Origin of the sequence: Neobacillus niacini (assembly GCF_031456445.1) — a bacterium.
Classification (GTDB): Bacteria; Bacillota; Bacilli; order Bacillales; family Cytobacillaceae; genus Neobacillus; species Neobacillus niacini_I.
This window is the reverse complement of sequence record NZ_JAVDUQ010000025.1, coordinates 47252-73347: the sequence shown is the minus strand read 5'-3', so window position 1 is coordinate 73347 and position 26096 is coordinate 47252. Positions and strand designations below refer to the sequence as shown.

The following is a 26096-nucleotide window of genomic DNA, read 5'->3' as shown; positions in this document are numbered from 1 at the left end:
AGTCTATCCTTTTCTATTTCAATTACGGTTTACCTAAACTAGGAATACTGTTTACTGATACAACTGCTTCTTCCCTTCCAGATAGGAATTCTAAAACACCCTTAACGGCAGCTTCCCCTTGGTCAATACAATCCGGAACACCAACACCTTCAAAGGAAGCACCGGCCAAAAACACTCCAGGCAATTCTTCTTTTATATGTTTTTTTATCGTTTCAAGCCTTTGTTTATGACCAACCGTATATTGAGGCATAGCATTTTTCCAGCGGGAAACGACAGCAAAATCAGGTTCCATAGCAATATCCATTGTTTTTTTCAAATCATCTAGAACAATCTTAATGATTTGATCATCTGAGAGCTCGACAATGGTTTCATCCCCCGCTCTTCCTACATAACACCGGAGCAATACTTTTCCTTTAGGGGTTGAATGTTTCCATTTTTTATGTGTCCATGTACAAGCAGTAATAGAATAATCACTATTTCGAGAGACCACAAACCCTGTCCCGTCAATATCCTTTTTGATGGCCTCTTTTGGAAAAGCTAAGGCGACCGTTGCGACTGATGTTGAAGGAACCGTTTTAAACGGGTCAAAAAACTTATATTGCGTGAACATAGATTGCGTTATTTTATGAGGCGTTGCCGCTATAATACAATCAACTGCCATTGTTTCTCCATTATTTAAATCAAGCTCGTAACCGCTCTTTGTCTTCGTGATTTTATTAACACGGTGTCCCTTTAAAATCGAATCAGAGTCCAACTTCGCTTCGATCGCTTCGGCGAACGACTGAAGTCCTGATTTGAATGTCAAAAAACCGCCTTTTCCCTTTTGGGTACTTACTGGTTTTTTCGGCTGGGCTGGGGCGGATTTTTTCATTCCAATAATCAAGCTGCGATATTTCTGCTCGACTTCATAAAATTGTGGGAAGGTTGACATTAGACTTAAATGGTCAATATCGCCGGCATAGATTCCTGATAGTAATGGCTCAATTAAATTCTCAACTACTTCATTTCCTAATCTTCTTCGGAAAAAATCACCCAATGATTGATCCTGACCACTTGGAGATTTCGGCAAAATGAAATCGGCAGCTGCTCTTATTTTACCGGGAAAAGAAAATAATTTTGTTGTAATAAATGGTCCAATCTCTGTTGGAATTCCCATGATGGATCCGCCAGGCATGGAATGCAGCTCATCTTTGACCAGAACATAAGATTTACCGGTTGAATTTGGAACCAATTGATGGTCCATTCCCACTTCCTTTGCTAACCGGATAATGCTCGTTTTCCGTGCCAAAAAGGAATCTGGACCTCTTTCAATCGTGAAGCCGTCCCTCACAACTGTTTGCATTTTTCCTCCGAGACGGAGAGATGCTTCAATTAATACGACCTCGATTGGCAAATGATTTTCTTTTATTGTTTTTTGAAGATAGAAGGCTGCCGCAAGCCCGGCAATTCCCCCTCCAATGATTGCAACCTTTTGTTTTGCCGCCACGGATGTCACCTTCTTTCCTACTTGAATTCCTTTTAATCCGTTAACGTTTTTAAAATTACACCAGCTAAGCAATCAATCAATTCTTCTTTGGCATTCGGCATTTCCGGACGATAGTATTTTGCCCCCAGCTCATCTGTAACCCTTTTACATTCAATATCATTATCATAAAGAACTTCAAGATGATCACAAACAAACCCTACCGGTGCATAAACAAATGCCTTGTAATGATGTTCCTTGAATAAATCTCTTGTTAAATCTTGAACATCAGGACCTAACCATGGTTCAGGAGTATTTCCCGCACTTTGCCAGCCAATTTCATATTTTTCAATGCCGGCATGTTTGGCAATTAAATCAGCCGTTTCTTGAAGCTGTTTAGGATATGGGTCGCCCAATTGGAGGATTTTTTCAGGAAGGCTGTGAGCTGAAACAATCAGTACAGCTCTTTCCTTTTCTTCCTGCGGCATTTGTTGATAAATTCCCTTAAGCAAATCTGCCCAATAATCAATAAATTTAGGTTCTTGATACCAGCTTTCAATCGAAGTAATTTTTGGTCCGCCTAATTTTTCCGCCTCTTCAACCGCTCTTCCATTATAGGATTTAACACTAAACGTTGAAAAATGAGGAGCTAGCACAATGCTGACGGCTTCTTCGATTCCGTCTTCATACATTTGTTTAACAGCGTCTTCAATGAATGGTTCAATATGCTTTAATCCAAGATACATTTTAAATTCCACTTGATCCTGAATTTTATTTAAATGCTCTTTAAGCTTTTCTGCCTGTTGGAGCGTTATTGTTGCAAGCGGAGAAATACCGCCGATTGCTTCATAGCGATTACGAAGATCTTCCAGCATTTCATCCGTTGGTCTCCGCCCGTGGCGAATATGCGTATAATATCGTTCAAGATCTTCTATTTTGTATGGGGTACCATATGCCATTACCAGCAGCCCCATTTTCCTTTTTGTCATATTTTGCACCTCTTTTTAAGTCTCTATTGACAACTCACTTTATTGTGCCAAAAAATTGGACATCTTACCAATTTTAACACTTCACCAAGATTATCGACTTAATTTTGATGCAGAATATTCATGGATAAAGGCAGTTAGTCTTTTCAATGTTTCCGGATTTACAGAAGGGAAGACTCCATGTCCTAGATTAAAAATATATCCATCCTGAGCCATGCCTTGATCTAAAATGGCTTTTGCCTTTTCCTCGATAACTTCCCAAGGTGCTAACAGAATGGCAGGGTCCAAATTACCTTGAACCGTTTTATGAATTCCCCATTCTCTTGCTTGTTGAATGGGTAGACGCCAGTCTAATCCAACTACGTCAAGAGGGAGGTCATTCCATTCTAATGCCAAATGACTAGCCCCCACTCCAAACATAATAAGCGGTACATTTTCTTCCTTAAGAGCAGTGAAAATCCGGTTCATAATTGGTTTAATAAACATTCGATAATCTTCAACATTAAGAGCCCCTACCCAGGAGTCAAATATTTGAATCGCTTTTGCTCCCGCATTGATTTGAGCTTTTACATATGTAATAATCATATCGCCAAGCTTATCCATCAAAGCAAACCATGCCTTTGGCTCTGCATACATGAAGGCTTTGGTTTTGTTATAGTTTTTCGAAGGACCGCCTTCAATCATATAACTCGCGAGTGTAAATGGTGCCCCAGAAAAGCCAATTAACGGAACACTCAACTGTTCCTGTGTTAATAGTTTAATGGTTTCTAATACGTAGGGAATATCATCTTCCGGAGAGATTTCCCCCAGTTTTTCCACATCCGCTAAGGATTGAATGGGGTTTGAGATGACCGGACCAATTCCGCCTTGGATCTCAACCTCTACTCCTAATGCCGGAAGTGGAGTCATAATATCTTTATAAAGAATCGCTGCATCAACATTGTAATTCTCAACAGGAAGCCGGGTCACATAAGCACAAAGCTCCGGTTGATGAGTAATTTCAAATAGGGAGTATTTCTCTTTAATTTCTCTATACTCAGGCTGCGAGCGACCGGCCTGTCTCATATACCAAACAGGAACATGATCCGTCTTCTCTCCTCTAGCAGCTTTTAAAAATGTCTCGTTCATCACTTTTGACATTCACTAAATCCCCTTTCAAAACATGTCTGTTTTCCATTGTAATATATAAAGCAGTAAAATAAAACTTCACTGCAATCAGGTCTCATTTTTATCACTCCTTTCACTATATCGGTTATTCCTATTGGTGTATAGATAACTAGGATAAGTGTCAAAAAATAGACGTTTTTACGGTTAGATAATGGTTTCAAGTGGGAGAAGAAATGATGTTGGCATGCAAAAAATGATTTTAGTATAAACTAGTTAGTAATGAAAACTAGAGCTGGAGTGATGTAAATGAATATTTATATGACAGTTGGCACATTTGACTTTTTAAAAAGTATTGAAAAAAAATATCCCAGTGAAACCATGATTACCATGACAGGAGGAAATGGGGCCTTATTACTTCATGAAACAATTAGAGAGACCGTTTTTAAGGAACCAAGAAAATATGAGGTATTTGAGTCAGCCGGGGATATCTTAAATGGGAGTATGGTCATCCTAAGCAATTTTCCGGTAACGGATGAAGGCCGCCCGTTATTTGAGCATTATTTTAAGAATAAAGTGCAATCGATTAAAAACGAGCAAGGATTTATTGCGATTCGCGCCCTTCGGCCGAAAGGATCCAATACTTATGTCATCCTGACTGTTTGGGAAAACGAAATGTCCTTTCAAAGCTGGCAGAATACCTTATCCATTTTAAATCAAGAAAAACCAGCAGCGGAAAATGGAATTGATACGCTTCCGCATATTTTTGATAGTGACCCATATATTAGCCAATATTCAATCCCAAAATAGGAACCTTAGGAATGGAGCATGACTCCATTCTATTTCTTTTGCTTAAGCATATTCCCTGAAATTTTTCTTTCACCTCCTCTCACCACTTTATTGTTTTTTCATATTCTGTAATACATCTAAGGGCGAATGACCCAATTCGCCTTTGGGTGAATGAAAGGAGGTTAGAACTATGCTTGTAGAGCTCACCGCACTCCATTGGATATATGTTGTCTTTATTGCTCTAATCATTGGGTTTATGGTGATGAGGAGAGATACCACACTTGTCTGTATCGCCGGGATTTTCTTAATTGCTATTACAGCCACTGGATCACTCAGTGCATCTGTGAGCAGTATTTTTAACAGTTTCGCCTATGCCATAACAGAGCTTTTATCTACTATTTTAGTTATCTCCATAATAGTTGGAATGAGCAAGACCTTAACAGATACCGGAATAAACGATGTGATGATTTCCCCTTTTACAAAATTAATCCGAAATCCTACTCTTGCTTATTGGACGATCGGTATTTTGATGATGATTATTTCCTGGTTTTTCTGGCCATCTCCGGCTGTCGCTTTGTTAGGGGCTGTCCTTCTCCCAGTTGCAATTCGAGCGGGGCTTCCAGCACTTGCGGTTGCCATGTCGATGAACTTGTTTGGCCACGGGATTGCCTTATCAGGAGACTTTGTCATTCAAGCAGCACCAAAGTTAACCTCCGATGCCGCAGGACTACCCATTCAGGATGTAATTGATGCAAGTATCCCATTAGTTTTTGTCATGGGGCTTGTGACAACCTTAACCGCTTTCTATTTTATAAAAAGGGATATGAAACGAGGTACACTTACACTCAACTCTTCCGTTGTAGATGAATCCGGTACTGAAACCACTGAAAAACCGACCCTTTTATCCACTGCGCAAAAACGCTTCTTTGCAATCATAGTCCCCCTTCTTTTTGCAGCTGATGTAGCAGCTATGTATTTCCTTCAATTACAGGGCGGTGATGCAACCGCATTAATTGGCGGTACCTCCATCCTTATCTTACTATTAATCACGATGACAGGTCATAAGAGCAAAGGTCTAGAACAAACAACACAATATTTAATAGAAGGATTTCAGTTTGGCTTTAAGGTGTTTGGTCCGGTAATCCCAATCGCAGCTTTCTTTTATTTAGGCGATGCCGGATTTACTAAAATCATCGGTGACTTTTTACCAAAAGGCTCGCAAGGAATTGTCAATGATCTGGGTGTCGCTTTAGCAAATATCGTGCCTTTGAGTAAAGCTGTTGGCGCTGTTACATTGACAACCGTTGGAGCCATCACAGGATTAGATGGTTCAGGCTTCTCTGGAATTTCTCTTGCCGGGTCAGTAGCCCATCTCTTTGCCATCGCGATTGGCAAAGGTGCAGCAACGCTCACGGCTCTTGGGCAAATTGCGGCCATTTGGGTTGGGGGCGGAACCCTTGTCCCGTGGGCACTGATCCCTGCTGCAGCCATTTGTAAAGTGGACCCTTTTGATTTAGCAAGGCGAAATTTGGTCCCTGTATTAATCGGCTTAGTTGTCACAACAATTGTAGCGATGTTTTTAATTTAAGTGCAGAAAGAGGCTGAATGAACCAGCCTCTTTCTCTATAAACTATTAGTTTTCTTAAAAATATTTCTGTTTTCTCAGTTTTTCGTATTAGTTTAAATATTTATGGCACAAGAATCATGGATGATAATTGAATTTCTTTAAATTTTTAGATAGTAGGGGGACGTGAAAATAGAGCCCACCACTTATTTTTCCTTTAAGCAGCTAAAAAATGATTTGATATTTATACCAACCTTTTACTTGAAGAATTAAAAAATAGTAAAAAAATTTCTTTAACGGCATACAATATGCTTCATGAACAAAGTTAATCGAGGAAATTCCGCATGACTTTTTGGTCATTTTTAACACCTCATACCTAAATAGTTGTTAGTACTATTATGGACAAATCACTATAATTTCTTTCACAAAAGTGAACATTAGTTTATAACCGTGAATAACAAAACAAAAAATGAAGAGTTTACCTGTTAAATTAGTAAACTCTGTATCTTTTTAATTTATGCTTATTTGCTTCGATAATTTTTTCATTTGTTAAAGATTAATTAGGGAAGATTTGTTATTTGTTTTCAAATCGTACTGACTTATTATTACCTTTTCTCCCCTCAATGTATTTTGATAACTTAATTTAATTGACATCTTAGGTTCACTTTTCTTTTTAATGAGAGGTCGGGTCATACTTGGAGTATACGAAGGGTAACGATCTGCTTCCGTAAATCCAACTTTACTCCAAAATGATGCTGCTTTTAGATCCTGTGCCTTCAATATCATTATCTCAAATCCCCAATTCTTATCTTCTATAAAATTAATTAATTGGTTAATAGCTTTTGTGCCAAAACCTTTTCTTTTTGGATGCATTACAAAATCAATAATTTCCACTGTTGGATTTATAATTTCAATATTTGCAGCCCCAAATGTTTCTACACTTGGATCATATACATAGAGGATAAGTCGAATGAAAGAACCAATACCATGTCCATTAAAAGAAATTGTCCACCTCTCTTTATCGCTATTATTGACATAAACCTCAATTGGATAACCTAAGATATTTTCAAGTTTCTTACCAAGTTGATCAAACGAGGATGGGCCCAAATTTTTTAAAATGTAGGTAAGTTTCGGTTGATAGTACATTTCACTCCATAACAGATGTTTTTTTCTGTTCATATATAAAGCACCCCCTTCACCGTAAAATGAAATCCAAAAGAACTAGATTATTTATCCAATAAACAAAAAGGCACTATATAATGTATAATGCCACCTAATTAAATATTGAACTGTAATCTTCAAATAGAGTTTAATTAAAGTAAAAAGTCAGCTTATTTCCATTTTTCTTTTCCGTAATGATGATTTGTTTATTGGCCTTATTTCCTTCATCCTATATTAGAAAAACTTGTTTATAAAGATTGAAACAGAATTATCACATTTGCATTTTCCAGATGCTTTCGTTTCAAATACAAGATGCGGTCATCTATAAAGTGTGCTTAAGAATGTCGTACATTTTTTATAGGTAAATAAATTAGATGGTGTTTTTCTTGATTTTGTATTTTTTGTGAACAAGATCTAATTTTCAAGGTTCTCCATAATTTCTGCACTTTTTTCTTGTAATCTATAAAAGAAGATAAGGATTTGATTAATTAGGAGGAGAATTCTTATGAAAAAAGCGATTGCAACATTAGCTTTTATTTCAACAATGGCTCTAGGAACTTCAGTTTTCGCTGCTGGTACAAATGTAGCTGATTGTGCACATATGGATAAAGGTAAATGTGTTTCGATGTGTGCAAAAGAAATGAACCGTGGCGTTTCCGAATGTGCCACTTCGTCTGATTGTCCAATGTCAACTGGATGTCAGTAATATCAATAACCATGATTTATGAAAAGAACAAAAAAGAGACTAGTTTATAGTCTCTTTTTTATGGGGGAGAACAAATAATTATTCGTTTTGGATACTTCGACCATCTAAAGTTCTTTAGATTCACTATCCCCGTTTACTTCCTGAGCATTCCGATAAAATTCACCAAAAACTTCCGCAAATGCTTTAATTGTACGGTCGAGTTCTTCCTTAGTATTATCAACACCACCAAATTCAAGAAGCATGGAATTGCTGGATAGATCTTGGTTATAAACTCCGTTTCCATCGTCTTTTGTTTTTACAAAAACCCCTCTGCTTATGCCTGGATACTTTTCTTCCAATTTTTTATTTAGTTCTTTTGCTAAGTGCAAATTTTTATCATAATACTGGTTCTCCTTACCAACGACAAAGAATAGTCTGGCAAATGGCTTACCTTTGATATTTATAGTGGTAACACTTTTTGATTGTGAATCTCTGTGTATGTCGATCAAATAGTGGATTGATTTTTCCCGTACCATTGCTTCCTGAACTATTTCTCTAGAAAGGGTATAAGAATTATTGTAATTCCAATTCTTTTTTTTCAGTTCTTCAGTAGCATTGGTTGTGCTGTGAGCCGTCCCTATTCCTTTATTTATTAACTCTGCTTGCAAACTTTTTCCTACATCAATGACATTCTTGGTTTGATTAAAGCTAACAGCTTCATTTGGATTTTTAGCACCGCTTAATCGCGGCAAAAATGCTTCCCAACTATGTGAATGATATATAAAGACAACATCTTCACCAGTTTTTGTAGGAGGTGGATTAGCTGTTTTATTACTTAAATTATCTGGATCTGCCAACTCCTTTTTGGTTTTTTCTTTTTCTTTCAATAAGATTTCTACGGGTGGTGCGGACTCCATTGGTAGATTTGTGAGATTTGTCCCAATACCTGCTACTGCAATTTCTGTATTAAACGCACGAAAACCAGGAAGTTCATTACCTAAAAATGTTCTAATATCTTTATGCCATATACCCAAAACTGACATGGTAATACTTTTAGAGATGGATGACTTATTTTTATTTTTACTTTTACTTACATCTGATGCATCTAAAAGAGCAATTTCATTTGACATAAGGACGAGGAAAAATTCCGTGGGGAGGTTAACACTTGTATTATATAAAAAATCTGAAGTAAATTTATTTTTAATACCAGCAAAGTTAAATATAAAAATGATAAAAAATATTATAAAAAACACAGTGAAATAAATGGTTTTTAAACTTATAAAGACCATTTTAGGTTCTTCATTCCTCATACATACCTCCTGTGGTATAAAATTGAAATCTCTTAATTTAATATATGAGGGAGGAATAAAAATAGAATAAAAAAAGAGACTAGTAAAAGTCTCTAGTAATAGTATTTATTTCAGAGTAGATTTCGGGAATCCCATTTTATCCTGTTAGATCAGGGATAAGATTTATCCTCTTTTCTTTTGCATCGTAAGAAATGTCGAAAATTGATTGTGAGTTTATATTACTTAATTTTCGAATCTCTGATGGTATATGGATTGTTCCTTTTTGACTAAGGATACACTTATTTTCTTTTTCATAACCTTCTTTGTTTGTTAAAACAATTTTTTACCATCCAAAAAGATATTAATGTTATCGCCTATTTTAAGATTAATCTCATCTCTGAAAAATTTGGGAATGTAAATCTGTCCAGACTTCTTTAAAGTCATCTTCAATTCAATCCCCTCTTAAAAATCAATATATAAAAAAGGCTAACATAAAAATATGCAGAAATTGTGGATTTCAAAAAAAGAATTAACAAAACAGGCATTCATCATGTTATCTACCTACTGATCTTTATTTTTTGAATCAGCCTGTTCTAAAGCCTTAGCTATTGTATCGACCTCCTGCTGGGCTAATACAGAAGAAAGCCAGACATGTGGATCTTTAGTTTCCTTATTAGCTCTTTTTATAAGTTACCCAAATAAGGTTTTTACCAGGGAGCATTTGCTTGCAACTATATGGAATTTTAAATCGGATGTAGAAGATAGAACAATTGATTCCCATATCCGAAATTTAAGAGAAAAGCTTCTCCATGTTGGTTTTCCAATTAACGAGCATCTCAAAACCGTATGGGGTGTCGGATACAAATGGAGTTCTGAGAGTTAACAAGGACTGTATTTATTGAAAATATATTCGCAATAATTAACCCGTTTATTCATTATAAATATCTCTCTCAGAAAAGAAAGAAACATAATTGGTTTAGAGGCTATATTTGAATAGGCGTTCTGCACAAATTCTGCACATTTTTGTTGTACTATGAGTGAATAACAAAGTTTACGGAGGTAACAATGATGAAAATGAAACAAACTACCTTATTTTTTCTTACCTTGGTCGTTGCCGTTTTTTTAGCAGCTTGTTCCAATGGTGATAAGGGAGACCAACATTCAAATATGAATCACAGTAATAAAACCGAGCAAAAAAAGGATTCAAGCTCTATGGATCATGAAGGTATGGAAGGCATGGATATGAATCATTCAGGTTCTGGTGAAGTACCAAAAGGATTAAAAGAGGCACAGAACCCAAAATTTAAAGTTGGAAGTAAAGCCATTATTCATGCTGACCACATGGAAGGAATGAAGGGTGCTGAAGCAACCATTGTAGGTGCATACGATACCACAGTTTATTCAATCTCGTATGATCCAACAACTGGTAGAAAAAGAGTAACCAATCATAAATGGATTATCCATGAAGAAATTAAAAATGCTAGTGCCAAACCGTATAAACCAGGAGATGAAGTAATTGTAGCGGCAGACCATATGAAGGGAATGAAAGGTGCAAAAGCAGTAATTGATACTGCCCAACAAACAACTGTTTATATGGTTGATTACAATTCTACAACAGGAGAAAAAGTAACCAATCATAAATGGGTAACAGAAAGCGAACTTTCAGCTAAATAAAAATTCAAAAACACACCAGTGGACAGTGCGGAAAAAGTTGTGTAAATAAGTTTGAAATCAATCCTCCTTGGCGAGAATTAGGATAAATAATTTTTGCTAAGGAGGATTTTTTCGTCATGAAACTACCAAAGGAATTAGTCAAAGAAATTGTAAGGGAACAAAAATTCACAAGTACCAATCAAATCATGGAAACGATTAAAGAAATGTTTTCTGATATTTTGGAAGAAGTTCTTCAATGTGAATTGGATGAGCAGCTTGGTTATGAAAAACATCAACGCCGTAGTGATGAACCAAGCAATTACCGTAATGGCTCTACAAAGCGGAAATTAAAAACACAATTTGGTGAAGTGGAAGTTAATGTTCCTCGCGATAGAAAGGGCTCGTACGAGCCTCAAATTTTAGACAAATACCAAAGAAATGTGGATGGTCTGGAAGAAAAAATATTGTCTCTATACGCTCACGGTATGTCAACTAGAGATATCCAGGAACAAGTAAAGGATCTTTATAATGTTGAGATTTCTTCGGAGCTAGTTAGTAAGATTAGTGAAAAAATTATGCCACAAGTAAATGAGTGGCAAAGCCGTCCGCTTGAAGCCTATTATCCTTTTATTTTCATGGATGCCATACATTATAAAATTCATGATAATCACCAAATTGTCTCAAAAGCAGCCTACGTTGTTTTGGGGATTAACAATGAAGGATATAAAGAAATATTAGGCATCTGGGTTGGAGGAAATGAAAGCAGTAAGTTCTGGTTAGGTGTGTTGAACGATTTGAAAACGCGAGGAATCAAAACTGTAAATCTATTCTGTGTGGATGGACTATCAGGATTTAGAGAGGCCATTCAAGCCGTGTATCCATTTGCCGGTATACAACGCTGTATTATTCACCAGATCCGTTCAAGTACCAAATATGTTTCTTATAAACATCTGAAAGAATTTGTCGCTGATTTGAAAAAAATATATACTTCAATCAATGAAGAAGCAGCTTTAGAAAGACTCCTTGAATTTAAAGAAAAATGGGGCAAAGAATACCCTTCTGCCGTTAAGTCATGGGAAGAAAATTGGGATATTTTAGCTACTTTCTTCGCATATCCGCAGGAAATTAGGAAAATAATATATACTACGAATATTATAGAAGGGCTTCACCGACAATTTAGAAAAGTAACAAAGACAAAATCTATCTTTCCTAATGATGATAGCTTAAGGAAAATGCTTTACTTGGCAGCTCAAAATATTACGAAAAAGTGGACAATGCGATACCGTAATTGGGACATGATCTTGAGCCAGCTTGAGATTTTGAACCAAACATCATAATTGGGGACTCTGTCCCCAAACCCCTGAAGTTTATCGCTTTTGTTTTCCCTAAAACAGACACCAAAAAACGGACAGCATAAATCCGTCCGTTTTAGTGTAAAAGCCATAAAACCGCTCAGGTTGCACTTCTGCATTGCCCTATCCTATTTTATGGTAAAAGCCTTTATTATTTTTAACGGCTAGTCTATTTTCTATACCTATTACTTCTTGCCTTGCGAAGATTGTCAGATTTTACTTACACAAGATTTTCCGCAGACCCCACCAGTGATCCAAGAATTAATTTTGAATTACTGGTGTTTTATGTGTTAAGGGCTTTTTCATTCTTATATGCAATAAAGTCTTATAAATGAATTCCCTTTTCTTCAAACCAAAAGGAAATATCCTAACTTATTAATTGGTCTTTGCCTATCCTTTTCAAAAATTTGTAGAATGGTTCCCGTTTCTTTCCCCATTGTGAATATACAGCAATTATCTTTTCTACTGCATCGTACAACTCTTCTTGTGTCAGATTCTCTAATAATAAGGAGCCAACTTCTGCATCTTTCCCTTTTGCTTTCCCTCCAACATATAAATTATAGTGTTCTCTAATTTTCATTACACCTAAGTCGCTTAACATTGGTTCTCCGCAGCCAATGGGACACCCTGTATAAGCAACATTTAGGGTGAAGGGGACAGGTCTACCTGCAATACGGCGATTTAATTCTTTCGCCACTGGCATTCCTTCCTCTTCTTCCCCTTTGCAAAAATTACAGGTCCTCAAGCTCTTTACGAAGCTTCCAACTGGATAACACTTTAATCCAACCCTTTGGAATTCTTCTATGATTTCTGCTTTTTTATCTTCTGGAATTTCTATATAGAGTTGTTGAAACGTCGTTAATTCAAGTTCCTCATCTTCATTCAAATATTTAAAGATAGTCATAAGCTGCTTCGAGTTAAGTTTTGCTCCAAACCCTATTCCTCCGTTAATGGCGATCTTTATTTTTTTAACGTCATGCACCATATTAGTTTCTCCCCTTTTGGATATGCATCACTTAATATTCGATTGTCATTTTCTCTTATAGTTTTACCCTTTGAAGACGTAAAGCGTTTAATACCACCGATACCGAACTGAAAGCCATTGCAGCACCAGCTAACCACGGAGCTAGTAATCCCATTGCAGCAATTGGGATCCCGATGCAATTATAAGCTAGAGCCCAAAAAAGGTTTTGCTTGATATTTCGAATCGTTTTCTTACTCATGAAGATCGCATCTGCTATTGTATTTAAATCTCCCTTTATTAACGTAATATCAGCAGCCTCCATCGCTACATCTGTTCCTGTACCTAAAGCCATTCCTATATCAGCAACAGCGAGAGCTGGAGCATCATTAATTCCGTCACCGACCATCGCCACTTTTCTTCCCTCTTTTTGTAGTTTATTAACTTCTTCTGCTTTCCCCTCTGGAAGAACTTCAGCAATCACGCGATCGATTCCGACCTGTTTAGCAATAGACTCTGCTGTCCTTGAATTATCTCCTGTAATCATGATGACATTAATATTTAATTCTTTTAGACGGCGAACGGCTTCTTTTGATGTTTCTTTAATGGCATCTGCTACGGCAATAATACCGATATATGCTCCATCAATACTTACAAGCATTGCTGTTTTACCGTGAGATTCAAGGGATTCCATCGTTGATAATGCTTGTGTTACATCAATATTTTCACTGTTCATCAGTCTGCGGGTACCGATTAAAACTCGTTTATTTTCCACCATTGCCTTTACCCCATAACCTGGGATAGCTTCAAATTCTTGAACCTCTTTAAGTGGAATATTTTTATCCTTAACCCCCTTAACAATCGATTGTGCCAAAGGATGTTCAGATTTGTTTTCAGAAGAAGCAACAAGGGATAAAAATTCTTTTTCATCGACCGTTTCATGCAGAATAATATCGGTTAACTCAGGAATCCCTTTTGTCACAGTTCCTGTTTTATCTAAGATTACCGTGTCTATTTTATGGGTCCTTTCAAGGTGCTCCCCGCCTTTAAAGAGAATGCCGAACTCAGCTGCTCTTCCTGAACCAGCCATAATGGATGTAGGTGTTGCTAGACCCAATGCACATGGACAAGCTATTACGAGAACAGCAATTAATTTTTCAAGAGCGGTCGCAAATTCCCCAGGACTAATCCAGATAAACCAGATTAAGAAGGTTAAAATGGCTATCCCTACGACAATCGGAACAAAGATTCCAGAAATTTGGTCTGCCAGAGGTTGAATCGGTGCTTTTGATCCTTGAGCTTCTTCAACCACCTTAATGATTTGCGCTAATACTGAATCACGACCAACTTTAGTTGCTTTCACTTTTAAAAATCCATTTTTGTTAATGGTCGCTCCAATGACGGAATCGCCTACTGTTTTATCAACTGGCACGCTTTCACCTGTTAACATGGATTCATCTAGAGAAGAACTTCCCTCTATTATTTCACCGTCCACTGGAACTTTTTCACCTGGCTTGATATAAACAATGTCGCCTTCAATGACCTCTTCAAGGGGAATTTCTTTCTCAATCCCGTCCCGAACAATTATTGCTGTTTTTGCTTGCAGTCCCATTAGTTTTTTTATGGCTTCGGATGAACGTCCTTTTGCTTTTGCTTCAAATAGCTTCCCTAAAAGGATTAAGGTAATCAAAATCGAACTTGTTTCATAATACAATTCAACCATGTGTGTATGAGTACCTATTGATTTAATGGTTTCATATAAACTATAAAAATAAGCTGCTGACGTTCCTAAGGCTACTAGAACGTCCATGTTCGCACTCTTATTTCTTAATGCTTTATAAGCACCGACATAGAACTGTTTTCCAATAATGAATTGGACTGGTGTGGCAAGAGCCAATTGCAGCCACGGGTTCATGAACATATCTGGAAGGTAGATAAAGGACGTGAATGAAAAGTGGCTTACCATTGCCCACAATAAAGGAAAAGACAGGATAGCTGAAAAAATAAATTTGCCTTGTTGTTTTTTAATTTGTTTCTGTCGGTGATCTACCTTTTCAATCTTTTCCTCCTTGGAAATCGCTCCATATCCTAATGATTCCACCCGCTTAATAATATCTTGTGGACTTATTAAGGAAGGATTGTATTCTACTGTTGCGCTTTCTAATGCTAAGTTAACGGTGGCTTTATCGACACCTTCCAGTTTATTTAATCCCTTTTCAATTCTAGTTGCACAAGCCGCACAGGTCATTCCTGTAATATCGAATTCCTTTTTTTCTTTTACCACATCATATCCTAAATCCTGAATTTTCTTTTGGAAATCCTGGTCAGTTACCAATTCAGGATCATATTTTATGGTGGACTCTTCAAGTGCTAAATTAACATTTGCTTCTTTTACGCCCTCCATTTTCTTGAGCCCTTTTTCAATTCTTGTTGCACATGCAGCACAGGTCATTCCTGTAATTTGAAAATTTGTTTCTTTTATTTCATTACTCATAATTAACACCTCTCTTATACTGGTGGGGGGTATATTGTTTTGTTAAAGATAACGTGCTTTTCATAGCACGTTATCTTTTCATATTCTATTCAACATCATAACCTTGGTCATCGATTGTTTCTTTGATTTTACTTAAAGACACTTCTGATGGATTAAATTCTACATCCACATTTCCTTCATTTAAATGAACTTTTACAGATTTTACACCTGCTAATTTACCAACACTGCCTTCAATAGAATTTACACAATGACCACAAGACATTCCCTTAACCTTTAATGTTATTTTTTCCATTTATAATCACTCCCAATTATTTTTTTATTAATCTTTCTATTGTTAAAAGAACCTCATCTAATACTTCTGTATCACCCTCGTTAATTCGTTCCAACACACAAGTTTTTAAATGTCCTTCTAGAAGAATCTTTGCAACACTGTTTAAAGCTGACTGTGTAGCTGCGATTTGCGTAATGACATCATCGCAATATGTGTCTTTTTCAATTAATCCTTTTATACCCCGAATTTGACCTTCAATTCGATTTAAACGGGTAACCAGATTTTTCTTGACTATATCGGAATGATGACTTTTTCTTCCTTCAGGAAGGTGACATTCATGATTAATGTTTTGATCCATTATATCGCCTCCACAATTACATTATACTATACCCCCCTACTGTATATGAATGATTTTTAAAAAGTTTTTTAACTAAATTAACCATTTTTAAATAAGGAGGATTAGTAGGTTAATTTTTCTACTTTCTACGTAAAATTAATTTTTAAATGTTAAAATCAATAAAAGGAAGAGCAAAATCTTAAAGAATTTGCCCTTCCTTTTTCAAATTAATCTTAGCTGTATTTTACCAAACTAACCATTCCACTTTCTGCATGATGAAGTTCATGGCAATGGAACAGCCAATTCCCAGGATTATTCGCTACGAATTGAATTTCATACGTTTCGTTTGGTTTGACGTTTAATGTATCTTTCATTACTTCAGATCCAGTAAATGGTTCACCGTTTCTTGATAGCACTTGGAAATGTTGTCCATGTAGATGCATTGGATGGTCTACTTTGGTCTCATTTTTTATTGTAAATCGAACTACATCGCCTTTTTTTACATTATAAGTTTCTGGATTCGGCATTTTTTTGCCATTTATCGTAAATGTAGTTCCGCCATCATTGGTACCTAAAATCATTTGATAATTTTTTGTTGGAGCCTGAATTTCCTTCTTACTGCTTTCTCCGTAAGTCGCAAAATCAAAGTATTTGTTTATTGTTCCTTCAGTTTTCACCTTTTGATTTTCATAACCTTTATAGGTTAAAGGGATAACGGCTTTTAATTTGTCATTACTTTCAGCGTAGATCTTAATACCCCAATTACCTAAATGATTTGCTTTAAATTCGACATCATAACGTTCTCCAGGTGCAATTTGTATAAGTTGATTACTAATCAATGCTGGTTTATTTACTTTTTGTCCATCATACCCTGCTACTTTGAATTCATGAGCTGGAATTTGAATATTTTGTGTAAACAAACCAGCATTCACAAATCTTAATTTAACTTTATCGCCTTTTTTCACCAAAATGGGTTGAATGTTTGGTGAAGCTTTTCCGTTAATAATTGGAGTGCCATACATATTCATCATCATATCGGATTGATTAGAATCCATTGTTTTGGAGTGATCTGTGCCTCCCATATTACTCATGTCCATATTGCTCATATCACCCATTCCATCCATTGAACCCATAGATGAACGTTCGCTTATTGTAATTGATTTATCAACATCTACTTTTTCACCATTTTTGGATTCGACAATTAATACACCATATAATCCATTGCCTATCTGGGTAGATTCATTAAGGTGAGAGTGATACCAATATGTTCCTGGCTTGGGTGAAGTAAATGTATAATCAAAACTTTCCCCCGATTTAATTGGTTTTTGTGATAAATCAGGGACACCATCCATTTTATTATCAAGTGATAATCCATGAAGATGGAGTGTAGTATCTTCTTTTAATGAATTTTTGAAATGAATGGTAACCTTTTGACCTTCCTTGACTTGTATTTCCTTACCAGGCACTGATCCATTGTAGGTCATCGCTGTTTCCACTAAATTATTGTTATACTTAATTTTCATCTCCTTTGCCTCTAAATTGAAAGAGACGGTGTTGCTTTTGCTGCTGCTCTTTTTATTTGCTTTGGCTGTGTTTTGATTATTGGAACATGCGGCTAAAAAAACAGACAAAATAATCAAAAATAATGGAATCATAAATCGTCTTCTTTTCATTTTTTTACCTCCGTAAAAGATTTAATTAATTTAATAAGTTAACAATAGTAAAAAATTGTGCAGAAAATATGAAATTCAGAAATAATTTGATTTAATTTTCCACTAATCCTATATTGTTCATTATTTCTTCTAAATTTAATAAAGTTTATTGGTCTAACACTCTTAAGTAATAATGCTATTAAAATACAAGATACTTTCCAAAAAAGGTCCTAAAAAACGAAAAATTGTATACGGGAGAAATCAAGCTTCCTAGGATAGAGGATTTCATACAGTAGATTGTACGACTGATTTATCATCTTATGAACCCAGCGATGTTGCAAGGATGCTTCTAAATGTAAATGACCATTCAACAAACAGCTTTATTCAACTTGTCAGGAGGAGAATTTCGCTGCTGGAACGACCTTTAACAACAGCTCGTGGGGATAAAAAAAGTTACATCTATGCTAATTTCAATCCTAAATATGCTCAGTATATGGTAACTATTTTGAGAACATATTATAACTTCTGCCGACCAATGAAAATGGGTAGTAAAAAGTTAACACCTGCACAACGATTAGGAATCACTGAAAAAGAATTTGATTTAAACGATATTATTTACTTTAAATAAAAAGGATATTCCATTAACAATAATAATATAATAAAAAACAATACTAATTTATTGTAAATCGATAAATTGTATGCTAAAATCATGTTGTCATTAAATAAGTGAGGTGTTTAAATGAATGGTAAACGAGGTTCAACCACTTTCTTAAAGGTAATTATTTTTCTGGCTGGAATTGCAGTGCTTGCTTTATGTATATTTTTAGTGCCCCGTATGGCGAATTTTGCAGCAAAATTGTATCCAAATATTGCCCCAATGAAATATCTCATTTTTATCGTGATGTATGGAGCGGCTGTGCCTTTTTACTTTGCTCTCTATCAGGCTTTCAACCTTTTACGGTACATTGACGAGAACACAGCGTTCTCGGAATTATCTGTAAAGGCGTTAAAGAACATAAAATGCTGTGCGATTACAATCAGTGGTTTGTATGTATTAGGTTTGCCACTCTTTCATTTTATAGCGAAGAAAGTTGACCCTCCTATTGGATTAATGGGACTCATCATCATTTTTGCTTCGTTGGTTATCGCCGTTTTCGCTGCTATCCTCCAACGGCTTCTTCAAGAAGCGATTAACATAAAATCAGAAAATGATTTGACGGTCTGAGGTGGAGGATATGACAATTATTATTAATATTGATGTGATGTTAGCAAAACGAAAAATGAGCGTAACGGAGCTTTCGGAGAGGGTTGGAATTACTATGGCGAATCTTTCTATTCTGAAGAATGGGAAAGCAAAAGCGGTTCGTTTTTCAACATTAGAAGCGATATGTAAGACTTTGGATTGTCAGCCAGGTGATATTTTGGAGTACAAAAGCGACGAAGACACTCAATAAAAACAGACAACAAATTTATTTAACGGGAGTCGATAGAGAATTTAAGGGATAGTCATTAAGCTATCCCTTCATTGCGTTTATTGATGTTATTTACTCAGAGAATTCCATTGAGAATTGCATTGATATTAGTGACAAAAAATATGATGTGATTAGCAATGTTTGCACCTCAAAAGGTAACCCGTTAATAAAATACCATCTTAATTTTTTTAGTAAAACCAACAAATTCCACCCGTTTTTACACAATAAGGTAATATTCTAGGGATATTTAGTAAAATCCCTTTCATTTGGAATTATTTTTCAACAAAATGACTGTTGTTTGTTAAAGTCCTCCGTAATTTTTATTCCAATCTACTCTTCAAAATTATACGAATTAGCATACGATTCATATTACGGAAAGCATATAAAAAAGTAGTTCGTTTTGGAGTGTTATTTTACATTTTGTACTCCAAAACTGAACTACTTATTATCAAAAAGTTGGTGCCTTTTTATTTTTCTATTTTGTTTTATTCACTAATTCTTTCAAGGCATCTGTTAGTTGATCGTTCAACGTACCCAACGCTTCTTTATCAAGAGTTTTTACTTCTGAACCAGTTATTGTTGGGTCAAGAGATTAACGGATAACAAATAAAAGGGCATAGAATGTTTCTATGCCCTTTTATTTGTTATCCAAAAAATGTCTGAAATAGTAAATATACATTTAAGCAGATAATCACCGTTGCTACAATCCAAGCAAGAATTTTAAGCCACAACGGATTGACAAACTCCCCCATTTTCTTTTTGTCGCTTGTAAATTTGATAAGAGGGACGACTGCAAATGAAAGCTGTAAAGATAGGATTACCTGACTCAAAATAAGAAGTTGAGCTGTCCTACTTTCTCCATAAAGAGCCGTTACAATAACGGCTGGAACGATGGCAATGAGTCGGGTGATTAGCCTTCTAAGCCAAGCAGGGAGGCGAATATTTAAAAATCCTTCCATGACAATTTGACCAGCCAAAGTACCTGTCAACGTTGAATTTTGCCCAGAAGCCAGCAATGCAACTCCAAATAAGATGCTCCCAAGTGTTGTTCCAAGAATGGGAGTTAGTAAATGGTATGCATCATTAATTTCTGCAACCTCCGTCATCCCCGCTTTATGGAATGTAGCAGAGGAAAGAATAAGGATAGCAGCATTAATAAATAAGGCAAAAAATAAGGCGATGGTTGAATCCCATGTTGCATATTTTATTGCTTGCCGCTTTCCCGAACTGTTTTGTGCATACTTGCGAGTTTGAACGATGGAAGAATGAAGGTACAAATTATGTGGCATAACCGTTGCACCTAAAATTCCAATCGCGATATAAAGCATAGTCGGGTTACTTATGATTTCTGAACTTGGTACAAACCCTTTTAATATCCCACCTACATCAGGCTTTGAAAGAAAGATTTCGGTTGCAAAACAACCTCCAATCGTAATAATTAGGACAATGACTAGCGTTTCAATATAGCGAAAACCCTTATTTTGTAATAATAGAACCACCAATACATCAAGAGCCGTAATGACGACACCATAAACCAACGGGATCCCAAATAACAGATTTAAAGCAATTGCTGAACCAATCACTTCCGCCAAGTCACAAGCTGCAATCGCTAGTTCACATAAAATCCATAATCCCATCGCAACTGGCTTACTGTAATGGTCACGGCACGCTTGTGCTAGATCCCTACCCGTCACAATTCCAAGCTTTCCAGCCAACGCTTGAAGGAGAATTGCCATCAAATTGGACAATAAGATAACAGAGAGTAATGTGTATCCAAATAACGATCCACCCGCAATATCCGTTGCCCAGTTACCTGGGTCCATATAGCCTACGGCGACTAAATATCCAGGGCCTGCAAAAGCAAGGAATTTCTTTATCCAGGATCCACTCTTTGGAATGCGAACAGTTCGATGAACTTCTGGTAATGTAGGCTGTGTTCGTTTATTCCTCCAACCATTATCCGTTGCCAATGGAAGTTTTTTTACATCTTCACTCATGAATCTCCCCCCATTATTGGTACACACTAATTTTTTTGCATCAGGTAAACTTTTTAAGTGAAAAAATTGCTCTTACACTTCGGATTAAATTATATGTTAGTTCAACAAAAATGTGAATTAAAAATTGCGTAAATGCAAAATATTTTCCCGAAAGGAAACTTTTTGGAGAATAGAAAATCATGAATTGAAAACATTTCATGAGTCTAATGAAAAATAAAATATGCATATCCTCTCAATTATAAAAAAACTGCCATTTCCTCATGGAAATGGCTGTTTCGTTTATTCTTTTTAAGAAAACGAAGAGCATTCTCATGATGAATCTGCTATTAGTTCGACGAACAATGACAATAACTCCAGCGGAAGCCATGGCGTCCTCAATCATATGTAGTAAAGCACTTTTTACGTTGATATTGTCTTCATTAAGTAAATCCAGACCTAAATATAGATTCATGATTAATCCAACAGAAGCACTTATACTAGCTTAGGAAGGAGAAAGTAAATGAGACTTCCAAGGAAAGTAAACTTCGCAGCCTTGTACTTACGGAAAAGCCGTCAAGATTTAAAGTTAGAGAAATTAACAAATGAAGATACCCTGCAAGCACAACGGATACTCATGCGAAACTTTTTAAAGGATGCTCCCTTTCCATACCATACATTTGAAGAATTTGTAACAGGGTCCAGCCTTGAGAAAAGACATGAAATGAGAATGATCATTGAGAGGATTAAACAAGAAAAATATGATGCCATTGTCGTTAAAGACATTTCTCGTTTAAGCCGCGGCAGCCAAAAAGAAGCTGGTATTTTATTTGAACTCTTGACCCAAAATGAAATTCTTATCATTACCCCTGACCGAGTGATTAATTGCACGGATGAAAATGACCTTCGAATGTTACGGATGGAACTCTTTTTATTCCATGAAGAATGGCAAATCATCCGTGGAAGGATGGTATCTGGAAGAAAGGCTGCTGCTGAAAGAGGATTTTTTATCGGTGGTCCTATTCCCTATGGATTTCAATTGGATGCCAAAACTAAAACACTTATTCCAAAAGAAGGTGAAAAAGAGATCGTTGAACAGATTTTCAAATGGTATACAGAAGATGGTTATGATTATCAGCGAATAGCTGATTTGCTAAATCGACAGCAAATTCCTTCCCCTGGAGGAAAACAATGGTTGAAAACTACCGTTAAAAGACTTCTAACAAATGAAAGTATGCAGGATTTTCAATTTACGGTAAAACGAAACTAAAGGGTGAAAAAGTAAAACTCCAACCGAAAGAACAGTGGACGGTTGCGGAAATGAATGACCATATGATTGATGAGGAACTATTCAAAAGCGCTCAGGAGCGGATCCAATCCATTAAAGTAAAACATGCCCCCCATTCATCCTTTAAGCAAATTGGTAAAATGTTCTCTATGTGGAAAGAATATGACTAAAAAACATACGAAAAGTTATTATACCAATGTCAAGGGTGAAAAAAATCCTATGCCCTTTATATGCTCTCCTGTTGCCAAAGATATATTTCTTATGAACGCGTTCTGGAACGAATAATCGATATTTTAAAAAACTTTGAAGAATTAAATGAAAAACTTCTTTTGAAAAAAATCCAGGAAAATGTTTCTGTTCCGAAACAGGAAAATCATTCATTATAAGCAATTGAAGAACTCCAAAAGCGATTAGAAAAACTCAAAAAAACTTCGTCTTCGCCTTTATGATGACTATGCGGAGAAAGGGATCATTGACCAAGATATATACCAAACCAAAAACAATCAATATGTGCAACAAATCGAAGAAACCCAGGTCAAAAGGAAGAGATACAAAAACAAGCAGAAGTAAAAGATAAACCTTTTTCCATTGATGCAGCCCAATCCCAAAGGAAAATTGGAAGTGTTTTGGATACCTTTGAATCATTAGAACCCCCATTCTAAAATGAACTTTTACATTTTATCTTTGATCGAGTGGAGTTAACGATAACAAATAGAACGAAAGAACAAAATCGGATTTTGAGTTGCACGTTGTATTAAACCTCCCTTTTTTCCAATAAAAAATTCCATAGTCACAAGTTGCAAACGCCCATCTCTTTGCCATCGCGATTGGCAAAGGTGCAGCAACGCTTACGGCTCTTGGGCAAATTGCGGCCATTTGGGTTGGGGGCGGAACCCTTGTCCCGTGGGCACTGATCCCTGCTGCAGCCATTTGTAAAGTGGACCCTTTTGATTTAGCAAGGCGAAATTTGGTCCCTGTATTAATCGGCTTAGTTGTCACAACAATTGTGGCGATGTTTTTAATTTAAGTGCAGAAAGAGGCTGAATGAACCAGCCTCTTTCTCAATTATTCTACATATATATTAAAAAGTGTTAAAATAGTATGAAAATAGTAAGTGATCTTGGAGGGATTTCATGCTTAATACGCTTTTTGCTAAGTTGGAAGGTTACTATGATGATATGGTTTCAGTTCGCCGTTATTTGCATCAACATCCGGAACTATCTTTTAAAGAGTATCATACGGCAAAATTCATTCAAGATTTTTATGAAAAACTGGGAATTGAGGTTAAAGGAAATGTTGGCGGCAATGGAGTGGTCGCAAAAGTCTATGGAAATAGACCTGGAAAAACCGTTGCTTTACGGGCTGATTTTGATGCTCTGCCCATTCAGGATGAAAAGGATGTTCCCTATAAATCCACTGTTCCAGGAGTGATGCATGCTTGCGGTCACGATGGTCATACCTCTACTCTCCTATTTCTTGCAAAAACTTTAAATGAACTTCGTGATGAACTAGCCGGAAATTATGTTTTCATCCATCAGCATGCAGAAGAATACGCACCGGGTGGAGCCATTTCGATGATTGAAGATGGCTGCTTAGATGGAGTAGATGTTATTTTTGGAACCCATTTATGGGCAAGTGAACCTACAGGTAAAATTCAATATCGAACAGGTCCAATCATGGCTGCTGCCGACCGATTTGAAATTGACATCCAAGGCCAAGGCGGTCATGGTGCCCAGCCGCACAAAACAAAGGATGCCATTGTTACGGCATCACAGCTTGTCCTAAATCTGCAGCAAATTGTCAGCAGAAAAGTAAATCCGGTAGATTCAGCCGTGGTTACGGTTGGTTCTTTTACTGCGCAAAACGCCTTTAATGTCATTGCGGATAAAGCAAAGCTTGTCGGTACGGTGAGAACATTTAACGAAGAGGTTCGCTCGTTTATTGAAAAAGAAATGAATCGAATCATCCACGGAACATGTTACCTGGCTGACAGCAGTTATGAATTTGTCTATGAAAGAGGTTATCCAGCTGTTGTGAACCACGAAAAAGAAACTGAATATCTTATCGGCTGTGCCAGTAAGGTTTCTGAGGTTCAAATCATTGAGGAAACCGAACCGCAAATGGGCGGAGAAGATTTCGCTTATTATTTGGAAAAAGTCCCAGGTACATTCTTTTTCACCGGGGCAAAACCGGTCGGAGTGGAAAAGCCAGCCCCGCACCATCATCCTAAATTTGATATCGATGAAAAAGCAATGTTAATCGCTGCGAAAACGCTCGGTACTGCCGCTTTACTGGTCAATATGAACGAATAAAAACTATTTCCCTGAACCAAATACTTATCAAGACCTAACTACAAAAATCCTCTTAAAAAATATAGGTAACAACATATTCATCATGGTCAATATGTTGTTACCTTTTATCTATGCGTAATCTGTTTAAACCTATTGTCAAAATTCGCTCTGCCTTTATCAAAGGAATTGTTTTCTAATCTTTCAATGTATCGGTGATCCAGGTGGATGAAAGAAAGGTGGAGCTTTAAGCCATCCACGTTTTTTTAAAAGGGGCTTCATTGTTGCCCCAAAAGTCATGTATTCCTGTAAAAATTTCAGCCAAATCAAACTAACATCGCTGCGTACTGACTGAGTTAAGGCATCTGCACAAAAGGTAATCCCAAGAACTAATTTAATATTAAGACTGTTTGCCAGTTCGTCATCCGTCAACTTGACACCGGGCGGAACTTCAAGTGGAAGTGAGACTGGCTTAGATTCATTTAAGGGTGGTAAGGGCACTCCTTCTGAACGCATAAGTATTATAAGCCGTTCTTTTTGCGACTTCAACATTTTTGCTACTTCATGAAATGCTTTACTCAATTCCGGATCAGTTGTGCTATTAATCCCAGCTTCTGAATGGACTAGCTCAGCTGCAATTTCAGATAGGAATGACCAGCACGACATAACTTCACCAACATGCAAGGGTGATTTGGGTTTTTCATCCATAAATGATTGCACGACACTTTTAACTGCTTGTATAATTTCTGGCAACAATTTCACCTTCCTGTATCAGATGTATAATACAGTGGCGGAACATTAAGCCACCCTCGTTTTTGCATCATTGATTTTAATATAAATAAATAGGTTATATGTTCCTGCAAAAATTCAGCCCACATCAAACCAACATCACTACGAAGGGTTTGAGATGAGGCATTTGCACAGTTTGCAATCGTCATCGATATTTTTTTCTTAATGCTGTTTGCCAGTTCACTATCCGTCAACTTGACACCGAGCGGAACACTATTTGGATCTGAGATTGGCTTAGATTCACTTAAAGGAGGTAAAGGAATTCCTTCAGACAGCATAAATTTTGTCAGCTGATCTCTTTGCGATTTGAACGTCTTAACAGCTTCATGAAGTGCTTTTTTCAATTCAGGGTCGTTTGTGCTATTCATTCCTGCTTCGGTCTGCACTTGTATCTCCGCACATAAAACCACATGAATCCAGCAACCCATGGCTTCACCGATGTGTAGAGGAGGCTTGGGCTCATCGTCTATAAACGATTGGACTACATTTTTAACAGCTTGTAATAGATCTGGCAAATACTTCACCT

The 26096-nt window shown here is 36.6% G+C and carries 26 protein-coding genes and 3 pseudogenes; 13 read left to right on the top strand and 16 right to left on the bottom strand.

Annotation, left to right across the window (positions count from 1 at the left end; all coding sequences use genetic code 11):
* Positions 1 to 22: 22 nt before the first annotated feature.
* The 3 genes from hemY to hemE form a co-directional block, all read right to left on the bottom strand.
* The gene (gene hemY, locus J2Y67_RS18640; RefSeq protein WP_310176388.1) at positions 23 to 1486 is read right to left on the bottom strand and encodes a protoporphyrinogen oxidase; all 1464 of its coding nucleotides are present in this window, start codon (positions 1484 to 1486) and stop codon (positions 23 to 25) included.
* 32 nt (positions 1487 to 1518) lie between these two features.
* On the bottom strand, positions 1519 to 2451 hold the full coding sequence (gene hemH / locus J2Y67_RS18635) for a ferrochelatase (RefSeq protein WP_310176386.1): 933 nt from the start codon (positions 2449 to 2451) through the stop codon (positions 1519 to 1521).
* Between the two features lie 90 nt (positions 2452 to 2541).
* On the bottom strand, positions 2542 to 3588 hold the full coding sequence (gene hemE / locus J2Y67_RS18630) for a uroporphyrinogen decarboxylase (RefSeq protein WP_310176384.1): 1047 nt from the start codon (positions 3586 to 3588) through the stop codon (positions 2542 to 2544).
* A gap of 273 nt (positions 3589 to 3861) precedes the next feature.
* Between hemE and J2Y67_RS18625 the strand changes: the two genes are divergently transcribed.
* Together J2Y67_RS18625 and J2Y67_RS18620 are read left to right on the top strand one after the other, a co-directional pair.
* Positions 3862 to 4362 (top strand): antibiotic biosynthesis monooxygenase family protein, encoded by a 501-nt coding sequence (locus tag J2Y67_RS18625; protein WP_310176382.1) that lies wholly within the window; start codon positions 3862 to 3864, stop codon positions 4360 to 4362.
* Positions 4363 to 4531: 169 nt separating this feature from the next.
* Positions 4532 to 5929: a hypothetical protein gene (locus J2Y67_RS18620; protein ID WP_310176380.1), complete on the top strand. Its 1398-nt coding sequence runs from the start codon at positions 4532 to 4534 to the stop codon at positions 5927 to 5929.
* A gap of 525 nt (positions 5930 to 6454) precedes the next feature.
* Here the strand turns inward: J2Y67_RS18620 and J2Y67_RS18615 are convergent.
* Positions 6455 to 7084 carry a hypothetical protein gene (locus J2Y67_RS18615; protein ID WP_310176378.1) on the bottom strand — a complete coding sequence of 210 codons (630 nt, stop codon included), beginning with the start codon at positions 7082 to 7084 and terminating at the stop codon, positions 6455 to 6457.
* Between the two features lie 487 nt (positions 7085 to 7571).
* On the opposite strand from J2Y67_RS18615, the gene J2Y67_RS18610 reads away from it, so the two are divergent.
* A complete protein-coding gene (locus tag J2Y67_RS18610; protein ID WP_310176377.1) occupies positions 7572 to 7772 on the top strand; it encodes a hypothetical protein in 201 nt (66 codons plus the stop codon).
* Between the two features lie 104 nt (positions 7773 to 7876).
* On the opposite strand, the gene spoIIP is transcribed toward J2Y67_RS18610, so the two are convergent.
* The 3 genes from spoIIP to J2Y67_RS28030 form a co-directional block, all read right to left on the bottom strand.
* A complete protein-coding gene (gene spoIIP / locus J2Y67_RS18605; protein WP_310176374.1) occupies positions 7877 to 9061 on the bottom strand; it encodes a stage II sporulation protein P in 1185 nt (394 codons plus the stop codon).
* 309 nt (positions 9062 to 9370) lie between these two features.
* Positions 9371 to 9484 (bottom strand): AbrB/MazE/SpoVT family DNA-binding domain-containing protein, encoded by a 114-nt coding sequence (locus J2Y67_RS28035; protein WP_396954102.1) that lies wholly within the window; start codon positions 9482 to 9484, stop codon positions 9371 to 9373.
* Positions 9485 to 9601: 117 nt separating this feature from the next.
* Positions 9602 to 9727 carry a metal ABC transporter solute-binding protein, Zn/Mn family gene (locus J2Y67_RS28030; RefSeq protein WP_396954101.1) on the bottom strand — a complete coding sequence of 42 codons (126 nt, stop codon included), beginning with the start codon at positions 9725 to 9727 and terminating at the stop codon, positions 9602 to 9604.
* Between the two features lie 34 nt (positions 9728 to 9761).
* Here J2Y67_RS28030 and J2Y67_RS18600 point away from each other — a divergent pair, with 34 nt between their 5' ends.
* From J2Y67_RS18600 to J2Y67_RS18590, 3 genes are all read left to right on the top strand, one after another.
* Positions 9762 to 9923, top strand: a complete 162-nt coding sequence (locus tag J2Y67_RS18600; protein WP_310176371.1) for a winged helix-turn-helix domain-containing protein — start codon at positions 9762 to 9764, stop codon at positions 9921 to 9923.
* Between the two features lie 185 nt (positions 9924 to 10108).
* Complete coding sequence (locus tag J2Y67_RS18595; protein ID WP_310176369.1) at positions 10109 to 10714, top strand: YdhK family protein; 606 nt, start codon at positions 10109 to 10111, stop codon at positions 10712 to 10714.
* A gap of 116 nt (positions 10715 to 10830) precedes the next feature.
* A complete protein-coding gene (locus J2Y67_RS18590; RefSeq protein ID WP_310176367.1) occupies positions 10831 to 12030 on the top strand; it encodes an IS256 family transposase in 1200 nt (399 codons plus the stop codon).
* A gap of 382 nt (positions 12031 to 12412) precedes the next feature.
* On the opposite strand, the gene J2Y67_RS18585 is transcribed toward J2Y67_RS18590, so the two are convergent.
* The 5 genes from J2Y67_RS18585 to J2Y67_RS18565 form a co-directional block, all read right to left on the bottom strand.
* Positions 12413 to 13030 carry a nitrite reductase gene (locus tag J2Y67_RS18585; protein WP_310176366.1) on the bottom strand — a complete coding sequence of 206 codons (618 nt, stop codon included), beginning with the start codon at positions 13028 to 13030 and terminating at the stop codon, positions 12413 to 12415.
* 55 nt (positions 13031 to 13085) lie between these two features.
* On the bottom strand, positions 13086 to 15500 hold the full coding sequence (locus tag J2Y67_RS18580; protein ID WP_310176364.1) for a heavy metal translocating P-type ATPase: 2415 nt from the start codon (positions 15498 to 15500) through the stop codon (positions 13086 to 13088).
* Between the two features lie 85 nt (positions 15501 to 15585).
* Positions 15586 to 15792, bottom strand: coding sequence for a copper chaperone CopZ (copZ, locus tag J2Y67_RS18575; RefSeq protein ID WP_310176362.1), 207 nt, complete (start codon positions 15790 to 15792; stop codon positions 15586 to 15588).
* 16 nt (positions 15793 to 15808) lie between these two features.
* Positions 15809 to 16129, bottom strand: coding sequence for a metal-sensitive transcriptional regulator (locus J2Y67_RS18570; protein WP_310176360.1), 321 nt, complete (start codon positions 16127 to 16129; stop codon positions 15809 to 15811).
* A gap of 212 nt (positions 16130 to 16341) precedes the next feature.
* A complete protein-coding gene (locus tag J2Y67_RS18565; RefSeq protein WP_310176358.1) occupies positions 16342 to 17781 on the bottom strand; it encodes a multicopper oxidase family protein in 1440 nt (479 codons plus the stop codon).
* A 253-nt stretch (positions 17782 to 18034) separates the two neighbouring features.
* Here J2Y67_RS18565 and J2Y67_RS18560 point away from each other — a divergent pair.
* The 3 genes and pseudogenes from J2Y67_RS18560 to J2Y67_RS18550 form a co-directional block, all read left to right on the top strand.
* Positions 18035 to 18388: pseudogene (locus J2Y67_RS18560) on the top strand (insertion element protein); the annotation flags it as partial.
* A gap of 111 nt (positions 18389 to 18499) precedes the next feature.
* Complete coding sequence (locus J2Y67_RS18555; protein WP_310176357.1) at positions 18500 to 18985, top strand: DUF2975 domain-containing protein; 486 nt, start codon at positions 18500 to 18502, stop codon at positions 18983 to 18985.
* Between the two features lie 10 nt (positions 18986 to 18995).
* On the top strand, positions 18996 to 19214 hold the full coding sequence (locus J2Y67_RS18550; RefSeq protein WP_091175162.1) for a helix-turn-helix domain-containing protein: 219 nt from the start codon (positions 18996 to 18998) through the stop codon (positions 19212 to 19214).
* Between the two features lie 662 nt (positions 19215 to 19876).
* Here J2Y67_RS18550 and J2Y67_RS18545 read toward each other — a convergent pair.
* On the bottom strand, positions 19877 to 21229 hold the full coding sequence (locus J2Y67_RS18545) for an Nramp family divalent metal transporter (RefSeq protein ID WP_310176352.1): 1353 nt from the start codon (positions 21227 to 21229) through the stop codon (positions 19877 to 19879).
* Between the two features lie 232 nt (positions 21230 to 21461).
* Positions 21462 to 21680, bottom strand: a complete 219-nt coding sequence (locus J2Y67_RS18540; protein WP_310176351.1) for a hypothetical protein — start codon at positions 21678 to 21680, stop codon at positions 21462 to 21464.
* Positions 21681 to 21728: 48 nt separating this feature from the next.
* On the opposite strand from J2Y67_RS18540, the pseudogene J2Y67_RS18535 reads away from it, so the two are divergent.
* From J2Y67_RS18535 to J2Y67_RS18520, 4 genes and pseudogenes are all read left to right on the top strand, one after another.
* Positions 21729 to 22522, top strand: a pseudogene (locus J2Y67_RS18535) (recombinase family protein); the annotation flags it as partial.
* Positions 22523 to 22525: 3 nt separating this feature from the next.
* Positions 22526 to 22663, top strand: coding sequence for a hypothetical protein (locus J2Y67_RS18530; RefSeq protein WP_310176348.1), 138 nt, complete (start codon positions 22526 to 22528; stop codon positions 22661 to 22663).
* A 635-nt stretch (positions 22664 to 23298) separates the two neighbouring features.
* Positions 23299 to 23520: pseudogene (locus tag J2Y67_RS18525) on the top strand (hypothetical protein); the annotation flags it as partial.
* Positions 23521 to 23626: 106 nt separating this feature from the next.
* Positions 23627 to 24805, top strand: coding sequence for a M20 family metallopeptidase (locus tag J2Y67_RS18520; RefSeq protein ID WP_310176346.1), 1179 nt, complete (start codon positions 23627 to 23629; stop codon positions 24803 to 24805).
* A 180-nt stretch (positions 24806 to 24985) separates the two neighbouring features.
* Here J2Y67_RS18520 and J2Y67_RS18515 read toward each other — a convergent pair whose 3' ends face one another.
* Together J2Y67_RS18515 and J2Y67_RS18510 are read right to left on the bottom strand one after the other, a co-directional pair.
* Positions 24986 to 25534: a DUF3231 family protein gene (locus J2Y67_RS18515; protein ID WP_310176344.1), complete on the bottom strand. Its 549-nt coding sequence runs from the start codon at positions 25532 to 25534 to the stop codon at positions 24986 to 24988.
* Positions 25535 to 25539: 5 nt separating this feature from the next.
* Positions 25540 to 26085 (bottom strand): DUF3231 family protein, encoded by a 546-nt coding sequence (locus J2Y67_RS18510; RefSeq protein WP_310176342.1) that lies wholly within the window; start codon positions 26083 to 26085, stop codon positions 25540 to 25542.
* Between the last annotated feature and the right edge of the window lie 11 nt (positions 26086 to 26096).

Bases quoted from the DNA above. Each gene is read 5' to 3' on its own strand.
- J2Y67_RS18545 (WP_310176352.1), bottom strand. From the start codon at position 21,229: ATGAGTGAAGATGTAAAAAAACTTCCATTGGCAACGGATAATGGTTGG.
- J2Y67_RS18565 (WP_310176358.1), bottom strand. From the start codon at position 17,781: ATGAAAAGAAGACGATTTATGATTCCATTATTTTTGATTATTTTGTCT.
- spoIIP (WP_310176374.1), bottom strand. From the start codon at position 9,061: ATGAGGAATGAAGAACCTAAAATGGTCTTTATAAGTTTAAAAACCATT.
- J2Y67_RS18620 (WP_310176380.1), top strand. From the start codon at position 4,532: ATGCTTGTAGAGCTCACCGCACTCCATTGGATATATGTTGTCTTTATT.
- J2Y67_RS18590 (WP_310176367.1), top strand. From the start codon at position 10,831: ATGAAACTACCAAAGGAATTAGTCAAAGAAATTGTAAGGGAACAAAAA.
- J2Y67_RS18555 (WP_310176357.1), top strand. From the start codon at position 18,500: ATGAATGGTAAACGAGGTTCAACCACTTTCTTAAAGGTAATTATTTTT.
- J2Y67_RS18615 (WP_310176378.1), bottom strand. From the start codon at position 7,084: ATGAACAGAAAAAAACATCTGTTATGGAGTGAAATGTACTATCAACCG.
- J2Y67_RS18530 (WP_310176348.1), top strand. From the start codon at position 22,526: ATGAATGACCATATGATTGATGAGGAACTATTCAAAAGCGCTCAGGAG.
- hemE (WP_310176384.1), bottom strand. From the start codon at position 3,588: ATGTCAAAAGTGATGAACGAGACATTTTTAAAAGCTGCTAGAGGAGAG.
- J2Y67_RS18625 (WP_310176382.1), top strand. From the start codon at position 3,862: ATGAATATTTATATGACAGTTGGCACATTTGACTTTTTAAAAAGTATT.
- J2Y67_RS28035 (WP_396954102.1), bottom strand. From the start codon at position 9,484: ATGACTTTAAAGAAGTCTGGACAGATTTACATTCCCAAATTTTTCAGA.
- hemH (WP_310176386.1), bottom strand. From the start codon at position 2,451: ATGACAAAAAGGAAAATGGGGCTGCTGGTAATGGCATATGGTACCCCA.
- J2Y67_RS18585 (WP_310176366.1), bottom strand. From the start codon at position 13,030: ATGGTGCATGACGTTAAAAAAATAAAGATCGCCATTAACGGAGGAATA.
- J2Y67_RS18520 (WP_310176346.1), top strand. From the start codon at position 23,627: ATGCTTAATACGCTTTTTGCTAAGTTGGAAGGTTACTATGATGATATG.
- J2Y67_RS18550 (WP_091175162.1), top strand. From the start codon at position 18,996: ATGACAATTATTATTAATATTGATGTGATGTTAGCAAAACGAAAAATG.
- J2Y67_RS18610 (WP_310176377.1), top strand. From the start codon at position 7,572: ATGAAAAAAGCGATTGCAACATTAGCTTTTATTTCAACAATGGCTCTA.
- J2Y67_RS18540 (WP_310176351.1), bottom strand. From the start codon at position 21,680: ATGAATCTATATTTAGGTCTGGATTTACTTAATGAAGACAATATCAAC.
- J2Y67_RS18570 (WP_310176360.1), bottom strand. From the start codon at position 16,129: ATGGATCAAAACATTAATCATGAATGTCACCTTCCTGAAGGAAGAAAA.
- copZ (WP_310176362.1), bottom strand. From the start codon at position 15,792: ATGGAAAAAATAACATTAAAGGTTAAGGGAATGTCTTGTGGTCATTGT.
- J2Y67_RS18595 (WP_310176369.1), top strand. From the start codon at position 10,109: ATGAAAATGAAACAAACTACCTTATTTTTTCTTACCTTGGTCGTTGCC.
- J2Y67_RS18580 (WP_310176364.1), bottom strand. From the start codon at position 15,500: ATGAGTAATGAAATAAAAGAAACAAATTTTCAAATTACAGGAATGACC.